Here is a 13457-nt window from a genome sequence, read left to right as displayed (position 1 = left end):
GATCAAGCAGACTGTAAGATTTTGCAGTCTGCTTTTTCTTTACCCCGAAAGGCTTGTTCCGTGGCCTACGCTGAATCCACTCTCCCGGTATCCATCGCCGGCTCTTTCCGATACGCCTTCACAACGAAGGGGCAGCTTAGGAAAGAAATTTTCGGTGGCCTGATCGTCGCCTTAGCCCTGATCCCGGAGTCGATTGCCTTTTCAGTTCTCGCGGGAGTGGATCCGGCGGTCGGCCTGTTTTCCAGCGTCATCATGGCAATCGTCATTTCCTTCACCGGCGGTCGCCCAGCAATGATCGCCGCCGCTACGGGTGCCGTGGCCGTGGTTATCGCCCCGGTCGCCCGGAATTACGGCCTGGACTACTTCCTCGCAACCGTGATCCTCGCCGGCGTTTTCCAGCTGGGTTTGGCGGCTTTAGGCGTCGCAAAGCTCATGCGCTTTTTGCCCCGCAGCGTGATGGTCGGCTTCGTTAACGCCCTCGCACTTGTGGTGTTAATGGCCCAGCTGCCCCACCTCATGAACGTGCCATGGCTGGTGTATCCGCTGGTTGCGGTGGGCGTCGCGCTGCTGCTGATCCTGCCACGCTTTTCGACGACCATCCCCGCCCCACTAGTAGTCGTTGTCCTACTCACGGTCCTGTGCAGCGTTTTCGACTGGTCCGTGCCAACGGTGGGAGACCAAGGGAAACTCCCGACCTCACTTCCCACGTTGCTCATACCTCAGGTGCCACTGACCTGGGAAACCTTCCGGATCATCGCACCCTATTCGCTGGGAATGGCACTGGTGGGGCTGATGGAATCGCTGCTCACGGCCAAGCTCATTGACGACATCACCGAATCTCACAGTTCCAAAGCGCGGGAAAGCGCAGGGCAAGGAGTGGCCAACATCGTGTCGGGCCTGTTCGGAGGCATGGGTGGCTGCACGATGATCGGGCAAACCCTGATCAACGTCAAGGAAGTCGGCGCCAGAACCAGGCTATCGACCCTGCTCGCCGGCACATTCCTGCTCGTGCTGCTGATGGCACTTCAAGACGTAGTGGGCCTCATCCCGATGGCAGCTCTGGTGGCCGTGATGTTGATCGTCGTGCTGCGATCTTTCGATTGGCATTCGGTGCGGCCCGCAACACTGAAGGCGATGCCACTATCCGAAACGCTGGTCATGGTTTGCACCGTGGCTGTCACTCTGGCCACACACAACCTGGCCATCGGCGTGGTTACCGGCGTCCTCGTCGCGATGGTAAATTTCGCGCGCCACGTCGCCCAAATGGTGTCCGTGACTCCCACCCCGACCGGATACCTGGTCTCCGGCCAGCTCTTCTTCGCATCCAGCAATGACCTGATCTACTTCTTCGACTACTCGCGACCACTATCGACCGTGGTCATCGACTTCTCCGACGCCACCATCTGGGACAGCTCAGCCGTGGCAACCCTCGACGCAATCGCCAGGAAATACGAAGACCGCGGAACCCACGTCGAATTCACCGGGCTAGACGAAGACAGCGCCAGCCGGTACCGCAGCCTGCGGGATGGTCTTCCTTCGTAGGGAGGGACGGCGCGGTGGGGCGGCGGCCGCCCCAACGATAATCCCCGTTAGATATTGGCCCTGTAGCACTTTTGAAGTGGTCAATATCTAACGGGGATTATCGCTGTCGCGGGTTCCGCGACTCCTTAAGGCGCCTTATGCCCTGCCGCATTCAGCAGCAAGAGGAGATCACCGATGGTGTAGTTACCCTGGGCCATGGCCTGCAGATCACCGACTGGCAGGTTGCCGCCGAGGTCCTTCACCAGGCCTCCGAGTGCGCCTGCCACGTCTCCTTGAAGGCCGGCTGCGCCACCGAGCTGTTGTGCGAGGGCGCCGGCCTGGTCAGCAGGCATGACTCCCATTGCGCCTGCTGCCGCGAGCAGCGCCAGAATGAGTTCCTTCGCGGATCCGCCAAGATCAAAGCCAGTTGCGACCTTTTCACCTGGGGCGAGGACTCCGCCGTAGCCGGAGAATCCGGCGAGCTGTCCTGGGGTTCCGTTGAACAGGTTCATGTCCACTGGGGTGTGGATGCCGCTGACGCGGCCATCGTCGGCACGCTGCCAAAAGGCCATCTGATCCCAGCCACCAGGGAGCTGACCTGGGACTTCGTTCTGGTAGGCGGCGAGCCACAGTGGGTAGCGCTTGAACTCGGTGGTGTTGCCCATGTCCTGCTGCCAGAAGTAGCGGTAGGTGTAGACGATTGGGGTGCGACCGGTGAGGCGTTCGGTTTCACCAAGGAAGGTGCGGGTCCAGGCCTGGAGTTCGGCTGGGCCGAGGCCGTCGGTTTGCTCGAGGTCCATGACCGGAGGCAGGTCCTGTGGGTGTGCGTTGTAGGCGGCCGCGAATTCGGCTGCCTGAGCTACTGGGTCCGTGCCCGGGCGCGCGTAGTGGTAGGCGCCGACGACGAGCCCGTTGTTGCGGGCTTGCTGGATGTCGTGGGTGTACTGCGGGTTCTGGTAGCCGATGCCCTCGGTGGCCTTGATGAAGGCGAAGTCCTGGGACTGGTTGACGGCAGACCAGTCAATGGCACCTTGCCAGCTGGCGACGTCAACGCCAGAAGGGGCGTTGTGGCCGGTGGCGATGGCTGATGGGGTCAGCAAGGTGGCGGACAGGAGCAGGGGAAGCAGTGCTCGAGAAATTCGCATGTCCCCAAATGTACACAACTTTCACATAAGTCACACTAGCAACACGTAAGAATTGTCCGATTTTTTCATTTTTACGGCGCGTATATAGACCCAAATGAAAGTCGGATAGATCAGCAGCGACATAACCACGTAATGCCCAATGAGTGCAGTCTCATGCGGAATCATGAGATTCCATAGGAAGTGCAGCACAAAGGCCAGGCCAACCCACCACAGCGCGACCAGAGATTTCGTTCGGAAGAGGGCAAGCCCAACGCCCCAACCCGCCAACGCGCTGAGCACAATATGCAGACCCGGACCAGCCATTAGGCGCATGCCCCACATCATGAGCGCACCTTCGGCATCACTGTTCGGATCCATCGTCGCCCCCATGGATCCGTACATGAGGTTCTCGTTCACTTCGAAGCCAAGGCCAACCAGTCCGCCGGTAACAAAGCCGTGCCATGGCCGGTTGAGCTTGCGGAATGCGTACAAAATCACCAGCACGCCCGCAGCCTTCGCGATCTCCTCGGGATACCCACCCGAAAACGACGCAGCAACTATGTCCCACCCCAACTTGTCCGTGATACTCATCCACGCCAAAGAGGCCGGAAAGACTAGGACCAACGACATGAGCGACCCCCACACCAGGCAGCTAGCCACGTACAGCTTGCCCGCCGACGGCCAAAGCGGACCTGCCCGGAACAACAAAATTCCCGCGACCAGCTCGATGGCCACAAACAGCAGTCCAATCGCCATGCCAGTTGGGGAAATGATCGTATTGAACGCCGAACTGATCAACCACCCAGGAAGACCCAGCGCGACCAGGACAATCATTGGCCAAGTGCGGTTCATGCCTTTGCCCCAATCTCACTCAGGTCTGGCAGTGGGCCGTCGCCACCCCGCATGTCATGCAAAATCACAGCCGAGTACGGGCGCTGCTTCTCACCGGTCACGACGGCAATCATCGTCTGTCCCTCAAAGTCCCCGGTCCCCTCCTGCGAAATCGCGATACCTTCATCGGTCTCAAACAGCAGAACTCCGTCATCGCGAACAAACTTGCCCTCGTTCGCCGGCACCATGAGGATCGAGCGCATCGCGCGCTTCAACGTGTTCTCCTCGTCCCGGCTCCCCTCGACCATCATCGCGTGAATCATCGTGCCGTCACAATCCCAGGCCGGCATCATTATGTCGCCGGCCTTCTTGCACACCAGCTCCCCGCCTTCCGGCCATTCGATGACGTTCTCCCACGGGTTCCCAGCGGCGCCGAGGGTGACGGGACTGTGGTCGTCGACAAGCCGCGGGGTGACCAGGTCGAGCAGCAACGGCGCCAGCAATAGAGCCGCCACCACCGCCCCGATGCGCCACAGGGGCAGGCGAGGTTTGAGTCGGAAGGAGGGCATAAGCCTTAGGATAGTTGGGTATGGACAACCTATATGAACATGTCAACGGTGGGTGGCTCGCCACCCACGTCATCCCCGAGGACCGCGCGGTCGACGGCACGTTCCACAAGCTTCGCGACGACGCCGAGGCAGCCGTCCACGAATTGGTGAAAGAACACCCGCTGTACACCGGCTTCATGGACACCGAAGTGTTGAATGAGCTGGGCGTAGCCCCACTCGAAGCGGACTTGGAGATGCTGAAACTGCCGGTGACGGAGGCGATCGGCAAGCTGTGGCGCACCGGAATTTCCGCACCTATCGGCGCGTACGTGGCCAAGGATTCCGCGTCGGAAGAGTCCCTGGTGTACCTCTACCAGGCAGGGCTCGGGCTGCCCGACGAGGCGTACTACCGCGAGCATCCTGACGTTTTGGCCGCCTACGAAGAGCACGTTGAGCGCATGCTCGGCTACCTGGACAAGGCGGACCTGGCGCCGGCTGTTCTGGAATTGGAAGTAAAGCTTGCCGCTGCGCACTGGAGCAACGTGGAAGCGCGCGACGCGCAAAAGACCTTCAACCCGTGTGCTTTCGAAGACCTGCCAGCTTCGGTGCAGGACCTGCTGCGCGCCGCAGATGTTCCGGAATACCGCGTGGTCAACATGATGCCATCGTTCACCACCGAGCTGGCGTCTTTGCTGGAGACCGAGGACTGGACGCCATGGCTCACCTGGCACATTCTCTGCGATCGCGCGGCCTACCTCAGCGAAGAGATCTCCCACGCCAACTGGGAGTTTTACGGCCGGACCCTGACCGGCGCCACCGAGCAACGCGACCGGTGGAAGCGCGCAGTCGGATTGGTGGAATCGCAGGTGGGCGAGGAGATCGGCAAGGCATACGTGGCCGAACACTTCCCGCCAACCCACAAGGAAGCCATGGATGCGTTGGTCGCCGCGCTGCTCAAGGCCTACGAGTCCCGCATTTCTCAGCTCGAGTGGATGACGCCTGCAACGCGCGAGAAGGCCTTGGAAAAGCTCGGCCTGTTCCGCGCGAAGATCGGCTACCCAGAGGAATGGCGCTCCTTTGAGGAGCTCACTTTTGGCGACTCGCTGCTGGACAACATCCGTGCAGCTTCCGCGTTCAACCATGACTATGAGCTGGGTAAAGTGGGCAAGCCTGCCGACCGCGACGAATGGGTCACCACCCCGCAGACCGTCAACGCTTTCTACAACCCAGTGGTCAACGACATCACCTTCCCAGCAGCCATTCTGCAGGCTCCGTTCTTCGATCCGACAGCCTCCGACGCCGCTAACTTCGGCGCCATCGGCGCCGTCATCGGCCACGAGATCGGGCACGGCTTCGACGACCAGGGCTCGCACTACGACGGCCACGGCAATTTGAACTCCTGGTGGACCGAGGAGGATCGCAAGGCTTTCACCGAGCTGACCTCCAAGTTGGTCAAGCAGTTCGACGGGCTGATCCCTTCTGTTCTGGCAGGTCGCCCAGGAATCAAGGGCGTGAATGGCGAATTTACGCTGGGTGAAAACATTGGTGACCTCGGCGGACTTGGCATCGCCGTCACCGCTTACCTCATGTCCGGCGGTTCCCGCGAGGAGTTGCCAGAGCTGTTCCTGTCCTGGGCACGGATCTGGCGCACCGCGATTCGTCCAGAGATGGCGGAGCAATACCTCGCGATCGACCCGCACTCCCCTGCCGAGTTCCGCTGCAACGTCATTGTCGCGAACATCGACGAGTTTTACGAGGCATTTGAGGTCGGCGAGATGGCCCTGCCAGCGTCCGAGCGAGTTCGGATCTGGTAGCTCTTTCGAGCTGTAGTCAATACTTATGCAATCAAGACAGCCACCACGACGGGCGCGATCAGTCCAGAGAAGAAATAACTAACGAGTTCCGGTGGAACGGACACTCCGATTCCATGATCGGAATAGGTCAAGGTCGTGATCCGTCGTGGTCTGCCTCGCCGGTAGGACCCCCAGGCCAAAGCAGCTGCGAGCAGCGCTAGTTTCCACCAGACCATTGGGATAAACACGAGGCAGATTGCGGCGCCGACCACGCTGTGAATCGCCAATACTGCAATTTCGGCTCGCTTGTTGCGCCTTAGTTTTCCGAGATCAGCACATCGGTACGCTTCGGCGCCAAGGACGGTCCAGCAGACCGCGAAGAGAATCACCACGTATTTTCCCAATAGATAGCTCGTGGCACTCGCATAGAGAAACAGCGCCACCGCCGCGAGGATCAGGTACGAACGCCTGAGGTAGCGTCGCAGGACAACTGGCCCTGGAAGTTGCTTCCAGTGCCGGATCCACTGGGCCGCAAGGACTTCCGACACCAGAGAGCTGTCTTGGACCATGCCAAATCCCCGCGTTCTACCTGCTTGCAGCAAATTGGCCAGGCTGCGCCTGCGCACCAATCCCGCCACCAAACGCGTGATCACTGCCGCGATCCCCAGCCCGGGATGCACAACGTTGAAAACCAAGAAGAACACCACTAGCTGGGCAACCGATACCCAATCGAATGTGCGCATCTGGTTCTTGGGACGCAACTTGTACACCCAACGCAGCTCAGAAAGCGCCCGCAGTGGCATCAATCGTTCAGCCAGGTAGCTCGTTATGAGCATTGCGGCACCGCCGGAGAGCAGGTCTAACACCGAAGGATTGAGAGCCAGAGTTAACTGTGGCACCGAGATGAATTGCCAGGCGAAGCCACCGATCATTCCAATCAGCACGATCGGGTAAAGGAAGCCGGAGATCTTCTCTAAAAAGCGCATCACAGCGTGATCAACTCGTCGCAGGCCTCGAGGATGATTGGTGAGTGGGAGGCGATCAACACGATGCGGTCCTGGGCCAGGCGCTGGAGTTCACTGGCCAAGAATGAAGTCCAATCTGCATCTAGGTGCCGTTCGGGTTCGTCGATGATCAGCACGTCTGCTGGGATTTCCAGTTGGGAAGCAAGGAAGACTCGTTGGCGCTGACCGCTTGAAAGCCAGATCGGTGGGAGGTCCGCAAGCTCTTCTAATTGCCAAAGGTCAACTATCTCCTCCACTGGGATGGGGAGCAGTTCCAGATGCTCGCGAACGCTGAGGTCAGGGTAGAAAATCGGGTCCCCGATGCGCACAATTGGACGCTGCCCTTCATGTGTAATCTCCCCTTCCAAAGGGGCTAACTCACCTGCGATGGTCAGCAGCAATGTTGATTTGCCGGATCCGTTTGGTCCTTGAAATCCGTAAATTTTGCCCATAACGAATGTTCGATCGATGTGGCCTAAGGGAAGCTTGTGGCCATAGATACAGTGCGCATGAAGCATGTTCAAATCCTATCAATCTATTGACTCCCCCTAACTTACCCGGTAACTTACTAAGTAAGTTGAAGAAGGGAGCCCAATGGCCATCACATACGCCCTGCTCAGCATCCTGGCCGATGCACCAATGGGATCCGCCCAGCTTCAGCACGAATTCCACGCTCGAACAAACAACACCTGGAAGCTCAACATCGGCCAGGTCTACCAAACCGTCAAACGCCTGCAGCGCGACAACCTCATTGAAGTCGTCGGCCGCGAGGGCAAGGCAGACATTTTCGCCCTCACCGAATCGGGTTTGGCCCAACTGCAGCAATGGCGGGAACAGGCCGTCGTTAAGCCCGCTGATGACCGCGATGAGCTCGTGATCAAGATGGCGTTCACACGGGAGCGCGACCAGCTCATCAAGGCGCAGCGGGAGGCGAACATGGCGCGGATGCGCGAGCTTGTGCGCAGTTCTGCCGAGGGCGCCGCCGATTTGCTCAAACAGCGTCAGATTTTCGATCTCGAAGCCGAGGCCCGCTGGCTCGACTACCTGGAGGAACAATCATGAAGCTCGACAACATCACCCACACCTACCAAGATGGCATGCACGAACGCACCGTGTTGAAGAATGTCACCCTGGAGGTCAGCCCCGGCGAGCTTGTCGCAGTGATGGGCCCATCCGGTGCCGGCAAAACCACTCTGCTGCGCATTGCCGGACTGCTGGAAACCCCGACGCATGGCCGCGTCATCATCGACGGCCAGGACTGCTCCACCCTGACCGCAAATCAGCGCGCTGACCTGCGGCGCGACCGCCTCGGATTCGTGTTCCAGGACTACAACTTGATCGATACGCTCACCATTGCTGAGAATGTTGCCCTGCCTCTGGAGTTGGCCCGGACTCCGCGCCCGCGGGATGCGGCCCTGCTGGAGTTGGAGAACCTCGGACTTCGAGCGGTAGCTGATCAGTTCCCTGCCGACGTCTCTGGCGGTGAGAAACAACGCGCGGCGATTGCGCGAGCTTTCATCGGCAAGCGCTCAGTCATTCTGGCTGACGAACCAACGGGCGCCCTGGATACCGCCAATTCCGACGCCGTCATGCGTCTCATTCGGGCCCGGGTAGACGAAGGCGCCTCCGGCCTCCTGGTCACCCACGAACCGAGACTTGCTGCCTACGCGGATCGAACCGTGCGCCTGAAGGATGGTGAGCTGCAATGATGCGCCTAGCCTGGCGAGATATCCGCAAACACTGGGGCCGATCCATCGCCGCTGTGTTACTCTTCGCCTTGCCGATTGTGCTCGTCACCAGCTTCTTCTCGATGATGTTCACCGCGATACGCTGGGAAGAGCACCCCACGAACACCATCACCAAGGTCCGAACCCTCGAAGACCCGGGTCCTGGGTTCTCGCCCCTCGAACAAAATATGGCCACCTTTGAAAACGGCAAGGTCAAGGCAGAAAATTGGCTGACCGCGCTCGAACCAAGAGTAGCCACCAAGGACCTGCATATTCCGCCAGCCGGAACCGTCGACCTGCCGCTCACTACCGCCCGAGCACTCGGCGTGAAGGAAGGCGACCGCGTAGTCGTTGCCGGGCGAGGCCTCACCGTCAACGACGTGATCCACTACCCGCAAGCGATTGCCAACTACGCCGATTTCCGCGAAGGTCTCAACCCCAACGACCACGGAAAATGGTGGGTTGTCCTGGACAAACCTCCAGCGGAATACGTAACGATCGATGTAGCGCAACCCCTGCCCACCAACTCGGGCCCCTTCCTCAAAGCCTTCTTCCGTTCGATCGGCGGAGCGGTGTTCATCGGCTCCTTCGTCGCAGTCCTCGTGATCGTATCCGCGGGCATGACAGCACCGCTCTTCGCAGTCGCCCATTCCCGCATGTCCCGCACCGTCGAACTACTCTCCCAGGTCGGCGCGCGCCACGGCTTCATCCGCAGAGTCTTCGCCGCCGAAGGCCTCCTCCTTGGCCTCGGTGCCACCCTGGTCGGACTGCCCTTTTCCTGGCTGCTTGCCGATGCCGTTATGCGCTTCATCACGGGCCAGCCCGTGCGTTGGGACTGGATCCTCGGCCTCACCACCTCGGGACTCGCCATCCTCTCCGCCGTCGTCTCCTCGCAGATCCCATTGCTCTTCACAGGACACAAGAAACAACGCACCTGGCTGACATTTCCCGGCCCGCTGCTCCTCGCATTGGGTGCCTTCCTGATGTCAATGCCGAAATCGAACCCCTTCCTCCCACTTCCACTCATTGCACTCGGCGGGGCGATGTGCGGCTGGACTGTGGTGGCGCTTCTCCCGGTCGTCGCTAAGCTGCTGGCCCCTGTGCCGAGCATGGCGCTTCGCGACGCCCACCGGAACCATCTCCGCAGTTCAGGTGCTATCGGGGCGATCATTCTCGCTACGATCGCAGTTGCTTTACTCGGCTTGTTCGCGGGCACCACGGCGCCGAAAGATGAGGCTTTTGTCGCGGGCACGCAGGCGAGGACTACGGGCATTGTGAATTCCCCGGCTGGATTTGAAGAGCAATTGCAGCAGTTGGAATCCGAGTATGGAACTCGAGTTGATGTGTATGCACCAGTTGACGGCACAACCGACTCTTACGATGGTCAATTGGCTTGGTATCCGCTCGACGTATTCACATACGAGCTGGTGGCCGAGCCTGAGATCCTCGACTTCATCACACTGGATGATGCCACCCGCGAGGCAGCCCGCGCCCAGCTTCTCGCGGGTAATGCTGTCACTGAAAAGGAGCTTGGCCTGCCTAATCCGGGAAAGTTGATTACTCCTGCGATGGCCAGGGACCGCAACTTGTATTACAAGGGATCATTGTTCCCAGGCGAGCCGGGTATGGTGCAGACGATTGAGCTGCATCGCATGAGCCAAACATCGGGGCTAGAGATCGCCCCAGTCTCCGACGGGCCAGTATTTATGCTGGTGGCGGTCGTGCTAACCGTCCTCAGTATCGCGTTCGTGGCCGCGGTGTTGGGCCTCATCGTGGCGCTTACCCAACAGGAATCCCGACGCCAACACGAGCAGCTGGAAGCTGTCGGGGCGGGACGACGCACCTTGAGGCGCTACCGGCTGTACCAAGTACTTGACGTTGCTGTTCCGGGAGTCTGCATCGGGATGGCGATTGTGCTTGGGTTTAGTCTGTTGCCCCTCTAGAGGTCGCGCCAGATCAGCTCGGCAACGACGAGTGGCTCGTCGGAGCCGGGCAGCGTGCCGGTGATGTTGCGTGGCGATGGCACTCGCGAGGCGCGGAGGTATTTCACCGGCAGCAGTCGCCGTGGCAGGCGCAGTTCGAAGGAGCGGGTCACACCATTGATTTTTGCAGTCGCGAGGGTGCGTTCTTCGCTGGCGTCCTCGATGATTACCTCGGTGATTTCCGTGGTGGGGGTTTGGCCGGTGCCTTGGATGTGTAGGTGGGCCGGCTGGCCGTCGCTACGCTCGGCTTCGGTGTCGCCGGCGAGGATGACGCGCACGAACTCGCCGACTGCCACGGGATCGTGGGTGGCTTTGGTGACGTGGCGGGTGCCGAGGACGCTGTGCTCCATGGTGCCGACCTGCCCGGTTTTGAGGGCGTCGCTGCGGTATGTGAGTGGGAGTTGGAGGGTGCGGGTGCCGTCGTCGGTGCCGATCAGCACTTCAATGCCCACTTCCCCGGCGGGATCTACCAGGCGGAATGCGCCTTCTTGACGAAATCGCGGCCACCACCCGGCCACGACTTCTTCCTTGCTGGGGGTTAGTTCTGCTTGAAGGATTTCTGCGACGCCACTCATGGCTGCAAGTGTAGGCCTTCTAGCTGCAACAGGTGTCGTTTCGCGTCCAAACCACCCAGATATCCCCCCAATCCGTTCTTGGCCACGACGCGGTGGCACGGCACGAGGATCGGCAGCGGGTTTTTGGCGCACGCCGTGCCGACGGCCCGGGCTGGGCCCAGCTCGGCGTAGGTTTTGGTCTCGCCGTAGCTTATCGACGCCATTTTCCGCCACACTTCTTGCCGAAACGTCGTGGTGGCCGGCGGATCGAGGGGCACCGTAAAGGTCTTTCGTGTGCCGGCGAGGTATTCCAAAATTTGTTCTTTGGCTTGTTCTTCCAGGGCGGTCGGCTCGGAGGCTCCGCGGGTGAAGTTCACGTGGGTTATGCCCTTTTCGGAGGCGATGACGGTGAGGGGCCCGATGGCGGTGTCGAAGGACAACATATACTTGATTATCGTGGATGATTTCGTTGTTGGTGGCCAGGATCGTGAGCTGAGCCCGCAGGAGCAGCTCGACCAGATTAAGTCGTACGTGGAGGAGCATTATCCGGTATCTGATCTGGAGGAGTGGCTGGCGCGACTTCCTGATCGTTTGACGCATGCTGCGATGATGCAGCTGGGTACGGCTGCTGATCATGAGATGCCTGGCGTGTTGTTTTCCGAGGGCATTAAGTTGTCTGAGCATGGGCTTGGGGTGTTGTTCACTCCGTCGAAGCCGTCTGGGCTGACCGCTGTGGCGTCGTGGGGCCGTCCTGATGGTCCTGCTACGGATAATTATTGGCATCCGTTGGTGGCTGCTGCTGCGCAGCTTTCGGGCACGACAATTCTGGTGACCAATAAGGTGGCGGAGGCTAAGTCCTTCGCGTCGATTGGTTGGGGTTTGGCTGATGGTTGTCCGCTCGTTGAGGACGCCGGTTTTGATCACTACTTGCTGACCAGGCCTAATGGCGATTGGATTCAGACGCCGAAGGCTGCTCGTGAGGAGATTCAGGCCGTGGCGGAGTTTCTAAATCTGTTTTAGGTCGACACCGTTTTCTGTTAGTGGCAGCCCGTCCTCGATCCAGTGGGGGCGGGCTTTGTCGGCGATGGCGCTGGTTCCGTCGGCGCGGATGACTCGCCACCAGCAGGTGAGTGCGCCGTAGTCGCGCATGATCCGCCCCACTTGGCGTGGGCCACAGCCTACGGCTTCGCCTATCTCACCGTAGGTGGCTACGTGTCCACGTGGGATGGTGGACACGTAGTCGATGACTGCTTCTTCGAGTGGGGTCACAGTCCGAATTGGCTGAGGTCGAAGCCCTCGAGTGGGTCTTCTTCGCGGCCTTCTTCGATTGGTTCTGGCACCTGGGCGAGGGTGAAGGTCGCGCCAGTGGAGTCTGCGATGAGGGCCATGCGACCGAAGTCGGAGTCCCATGGTTCGCGGATGACGGTGCCTCCGAGGTCAGCCACCTTGGCAACGGTCTCATCGACGTTCAGGACACCAAGGTAGGTCTGCCAGAAGCTTGGAATTTGTGGCGGGAATTGGCCGGCTGCATCCCACATTCCGAGGAATGGTGCGCCTTCTTCGAGGGCGGTGGTGTAGTTGAAGCTGTGGTCGTCGTTGGTCATTGCGCTGGTTGACCACCCGAAGAGCTCTTCGTAGAATTCGACGGCCCGTTCATAGTTGTTGGTTGCGGTGAGTTCGTACCAAGCGCAGGTGCCTGGTTCGCCACCAGCGACGAAGAGTTCCTCGGTGGTCATGAGGCCGAAGAGTGCGCCCGAGGTGTCGGCACAGATTGAGATGGTGCCACGGGTGACTTCTGTTGGCTCGATGAGTACTCGGCCACCAAGCTCTGCTACTCGAACGAGAGTGTTCTCAATGTTTTCGGTGTAGAAATAGGTGATCCAGGTGTCTGGCATGGAGGATTCAGCCTGGGCTACGAATCCGGCCACTGGCAGGCCCTGGGAGCGAGCCATGCGGAATTCTTCACCGTCGGCGACTTCCCAGCCCATGATTTCGCTGTAGAAGTGGGAGGTTTTGCGGATGTCGGAGGTGGACAGTTCCACCCAGATCGGCATTCCGTGTCGTGCTTCAAAGGCTGGCATGGCTACATGTTCCTCCACTTTTCGTAGTCGAAATCATCATTGGCGGTGGCTTCATCGAAGTAGTCATCTTCATCTTCGTCCGCTGCGGTTACTCGCGCGCAGCTTTCTCCGATGCAGACGACATCTCCGTGCCGGAGTGTCTTGCCTCGGCGGGTGTCTACTTCACCATTGACGGTGACTTGACCTGCAGCGATGACCTCTTTGGCCTCGCCACCTGTTTCCACCAGGTTGGCCAGTTTGATGAACTGGCCAAGCTTGATGGATTCGTCTTTGATTCCGACGTCGTACATGA

Annotated in this window: 16 protein-coding genes; 6 read left to right on the top strand and 10 right to left on the bottom strand. The window is 59.8% G+C overall.

The genetic code is table 11. The features are described from left to right. Positions 1–60 precede the first annotated feature (60 nt). Positions 61–1542: a SulP family inorganic anion transporter gene (locus WG939_RS07525; RefSeq protein ID WP_339984290.1), complete on the top strand. Its 1482-nt coding sequence runs from the start codon at positions 61–63 to the stop codon at positions 1540–1542. A 125-nt stretch (positions 1543–1667) separates the two neighbouring features. Here the strand turns inward: WG939_RS07525 and WG939_RS07520 are convergent, their stop codons facing one another. Genes WG939_RS07520 through WG939_RS07510 form a run of 3 tightly spaced genes read right to left on the bottom strand, consistent with a single transcriptional unit; the run spans position 1668 to position 4045 of the window. After that, positions 1668–2666, bottom strand: coding sequence for a glycoside hydrolase family 25 protein (locus tag WG939_RS07520; protein ID WP_339984288.1), 999 nt, complete (start codon positions 2664–2666; stop codon positions 1668–1670). Positions 2667–2696: 30 nt separating this feature from the next. Then, complete coding sequence (locus WG939_RS07515) at positions 2697–3497, bottom strand: PrsW family intramembrane metalloprotease (RefSeq protein ID WP_339984286.1); 801 nt, start codon at positions 3495–3497, stop codon at positions 2697–2699. Next, positions 3494–4045 (bottom strand): hypothetical protein, encoded by a 552-nt coding sequence (locus WG939_RS07510; protein ID WP_339984284.1) that lies wholly within the window; start codon positions 4043–4045, stop codon positions 3494–3496. Before WG939_RS07510 ends, WG939_RS07515 begins: the two co-directional genes overlap by 4 nt. 20 nt (positions 4046–4065) lie before the next feature. Here WG939_RS07510 and WG939_RS07505 point away from each other — a divergent pair, with 20 nt between their 5' ends. Next, positions 4066–5838 (top strand): M13 family metallopeptidase, encoded by a 1773-nt coding sequence (locus tag WG939_RS07505; RefSeq protein ID WP_339984282.1) that lies wholly within the window; start codon positions 4066–4068, stop codon positions 5836–5838. Positions 5839–5861: 23 nt separating this feature from the next. On the opposite strand, the gene WG939_RS07500 is transcribed toward WG939_RS07505, so the two are convergent. Both WG939_RS07500 and WG939_RS07495 read right to left on the bottom strand, forming a co-directional pair. Continuing rightward, complete coding sequence (locus tag WG939_RS07500) at positions 5862–6806, bottom strand: hypothetical protein (protein WP_339984280.1); 945 nt, start codon at positions 6804–6806, stop codon at positions 5862–5864. Then, complete coding sequence (locus WG939_RS07495; protein ID WP_339984278.1) at positions 6803–7339, bottom strand: ABC transporter ATP-binding protein; 537 nt, start codon at positions 7337–7339, stop codon at positions 6803–6805. Before WG939_RS07495 ends, WG939_RS07500 begins: the two co-directional genes overlap by 4 nt. Positions 7340–7415: 76 nt before the next feature. Here WG939_RS07495 and WG939_RS07490 point away from each other — a divergent pair, with 76 nt between their 5' ends. The 3 genes from WG939_RS07490 to WG939_RS07480 are packed head-to-tail and all read left to right on the top strand — an operon-like array spanning position 7416 to position 10491. Beyond that, positions 7416–7883: a PadR family transcriptional regulator gene (locus tag WG939_RS07490; RefSeq protein ID WP_339984276.1), complete on the top strand. Its 468-nt coding sequence runs from the start codon at positions 7416–7418 to the stop codon at positions 7881–7883. Beyond that, positions 7880–8530 carry an ABC transporter ATP-binding protein gene (locus WG939_RS07485; protein WP_339984274.1) on the top strand — a complete coding sequence of 217 codons (651 nt, stop codon included), beginning with the start codon at positions 7880–7882 and terminating at the stop codon, positions 8528–8530. Before WG939_RS07490 ends, WG939_RS07485 begins: the two co-directional genes overlap by 4 nt. Next, a complete protein-coding gene (locus WG939_RS07480; RefSeq protein ID WP_339984272.1) occupies positions 8527–10491 on the top strand; it encodes an FtsX-like permease family protein in 1965 nt (654 codons plus the stop codon). Before WG939_RS07485 ends, WG939_RS07480 begins: the two co-directional genes overlap by 4 nt. On the opposite strand, the gene WG939_RS07475 is transcribed toward WG939_RS07480, so the two are convergent. Together WG939_RS07475 and WG939_RS07470 are read right to left on the bottom strand one after the other, a co-directional pair. Beyond that, entirely contained in the window at positions 10488–11105 is a 618-nt protein-coding gene (locus tag WG939_RS07475; RefSeq protein WP_339984270.1) for a CG0192 family protein, read from the bottom strand. The genes WG939_RS07480 and WG939_RS07475 overlap by 4 nt on opposite strands. Then, on the bottom strand, positions 11102–11527 hold the full coding sequence (locus WG939_RS07470) for a methylated-DNA--[protein]-cysteine S-methyltransferase (protein WP_339984268.1): 426 nt from the start codon (positions 11525–11527) through the stop codon (positions 11102–11104). Before WG939_RS07470 ends, WG939_RS07475 begins: the two co-directional genes overlap by 4 nt. Positions 11528–11540: 13 nt before the next feature. Here WG939_RS07470 and WG939_RS07465 point away from each other — a divergent pair, with 13 nt between their 5' ends. Next, a complete protein-coding gene (locus tag WG939_RS07465) occupies positions 11541–12104 on the top strand; it encodes a hypothetical protein (protein WP_339984266.1) in 564 nt (187 codons plus the stop codon). On the opposite strand, the gene WG939_RS07460 is transcribed toward WG939_RS07465, so the two are convergent. From WG939_RS07460 to WG939_RS07450, 3 genes are read right to left on the bottom strand one after another with little or no spacing between them, the layout of a single operon-like run. Then, the gene (locus tag WG939_RS07460) at positions 12090–12353 is read right to left on the bottom strand and encodes an MGMT family protein (RefSeq protein WP_339984264.1); all 264 of its coding nucleotides are present in this window, start codon (positions 12351–12353) and stop codon (positions 12090–12092) included. The genes WG939_RS07465 and WG939_RS07460 overlap by 15 nt on opposite strands. Then, the gene (locus WG939_RS07455) at positions 12350–13165 is read right to left on the bottom strand and encodes a VOC family protein (RefSeq protein WP_339984262.1); all 816 of its coding nucleotides are present in this window, start codon (positions 13163–13165) and stop codon (positions 12350–12352) included. Before WG939_RS07455 ends, WG939_RS07460 begins: the two co-directional genes overlap by 4 nt. A gap of 2 nt (positions 13166–13167) precedes the next feature. Continuing rightward, positions 13168–13455, bottom strand: a complete 288-nt coding sequence (locus WG939_RS07450) for an RNA-binding S4 domain-containing protein (protein ID WP_339984260.1) — start codon at positions 13453–13455, stop codon at positions 13168–13170. Positions 13456–13457 lie beyond the last annotated feature (2 nt).

This window comes from Corynebacterium sp. H130 (assembly GCF_037572395.1).
In the GTDB taxonomy this organism is placed as follows: Bacteria; Actinomycetota; Actinomycetes; order Mycobacteriales; family Mycobacteriaceae; genus Corynebacterium.
This window is presented reverse-complemented; position numbering and strand designations above follow the sequence as displayed.

What these genes read in the sequence shown, in the direction of transcription:
- WG939_RS07520 (WP_339984288.1), bottom strand. Translation starts at nt 2,666, where the DNA reads ATGCGAATTTCTCGAGCACTGCTTCCCCTGCTCCTGTCCGCCACCTTG.
- WG939_RS07515 (WP_339984286.1), bottom strand. Translation starts at nt 3,497, where the DNA reads ATGAACCGCACTTGGCCAATGATTGTCCTGGTCGCGCTGGGTCTTCCT.
- WG939_RS07510 (WP_339984284.1), bottom strand. Translation starts at nt 4,045, where the DNA reads ATGCCCTCCTTCCGACTCAAACCTCGCCTGCCCCTGTGGCGCATCGGG.
- WG939_RS07505 (WP_339984282.1), top strand. Translation starts at nt 4,066, where the DNA reads ATGGACAACCTATATGAACATGTCAACGGTGGGTGGCTCGCCACCCAC.
- WG939_RS07495 (WP_339984278.1), bottom strand. Translation starts at nt 7,339, where the DNA reads ATGCTTCATGCGCACTGTATCTATGGCCACAAGCTTCCCTTAGGCCAC.
- WG939_RS07490 (WP_339984276.1), top strand. Translation starts at nt 7,416, where the DNA reads ATGGCCATCACATACGCCCTGCTCAGCATCCTGGCCGATGCACCAATG.
- WG939_RS07485 (WP_339984274.1), top strand. Translation starts at nt 7,880, where the DNA reads ATGAAGCTCGACAACATCACCCACACCTACCAAGATGGCATGCACGAA.
- WG939_RS07480 (WP_339984272.1), top strand. Translation starts at nt 8,527, where the DNA reads ATGATGCGCCTAGCCTGGCGAGATATCCGCAAACACTGGGGCCGATCC.
- WG939_RS07475 (WP_339984270.1), bottom strand. Translation starts at nt 11,105, where the DNA reads ATGAGTGGCGTCGCAGAAATCCTTCAAGCAGAACTAACCCCCAGCAAG.
- WG939_RS07470 (WP_339984268.1), bottom strand. Translation starts at nt 11,527, where the DNA reads ATGTTGTCCTTCGACACCGCCATCGGGCCCCTCACCGTCATCGCCTCC.
- WG939_RS07455 (WP_339984262.1), bottom strand. Translation starts at nt 13,165, where the DNA reads ATGCCAGCCTTTGAAGCACGACACGGAATGCCGATCTGGGTGGAACTG.
- WG939_RS07450 (WP_339984260.1), bottom strand. Translation starts at nt 13,455, where the DNA reads ATGTACGACGTCGGAATCAAAGACGAATCCATCAAGCTTGGCCAGTTC.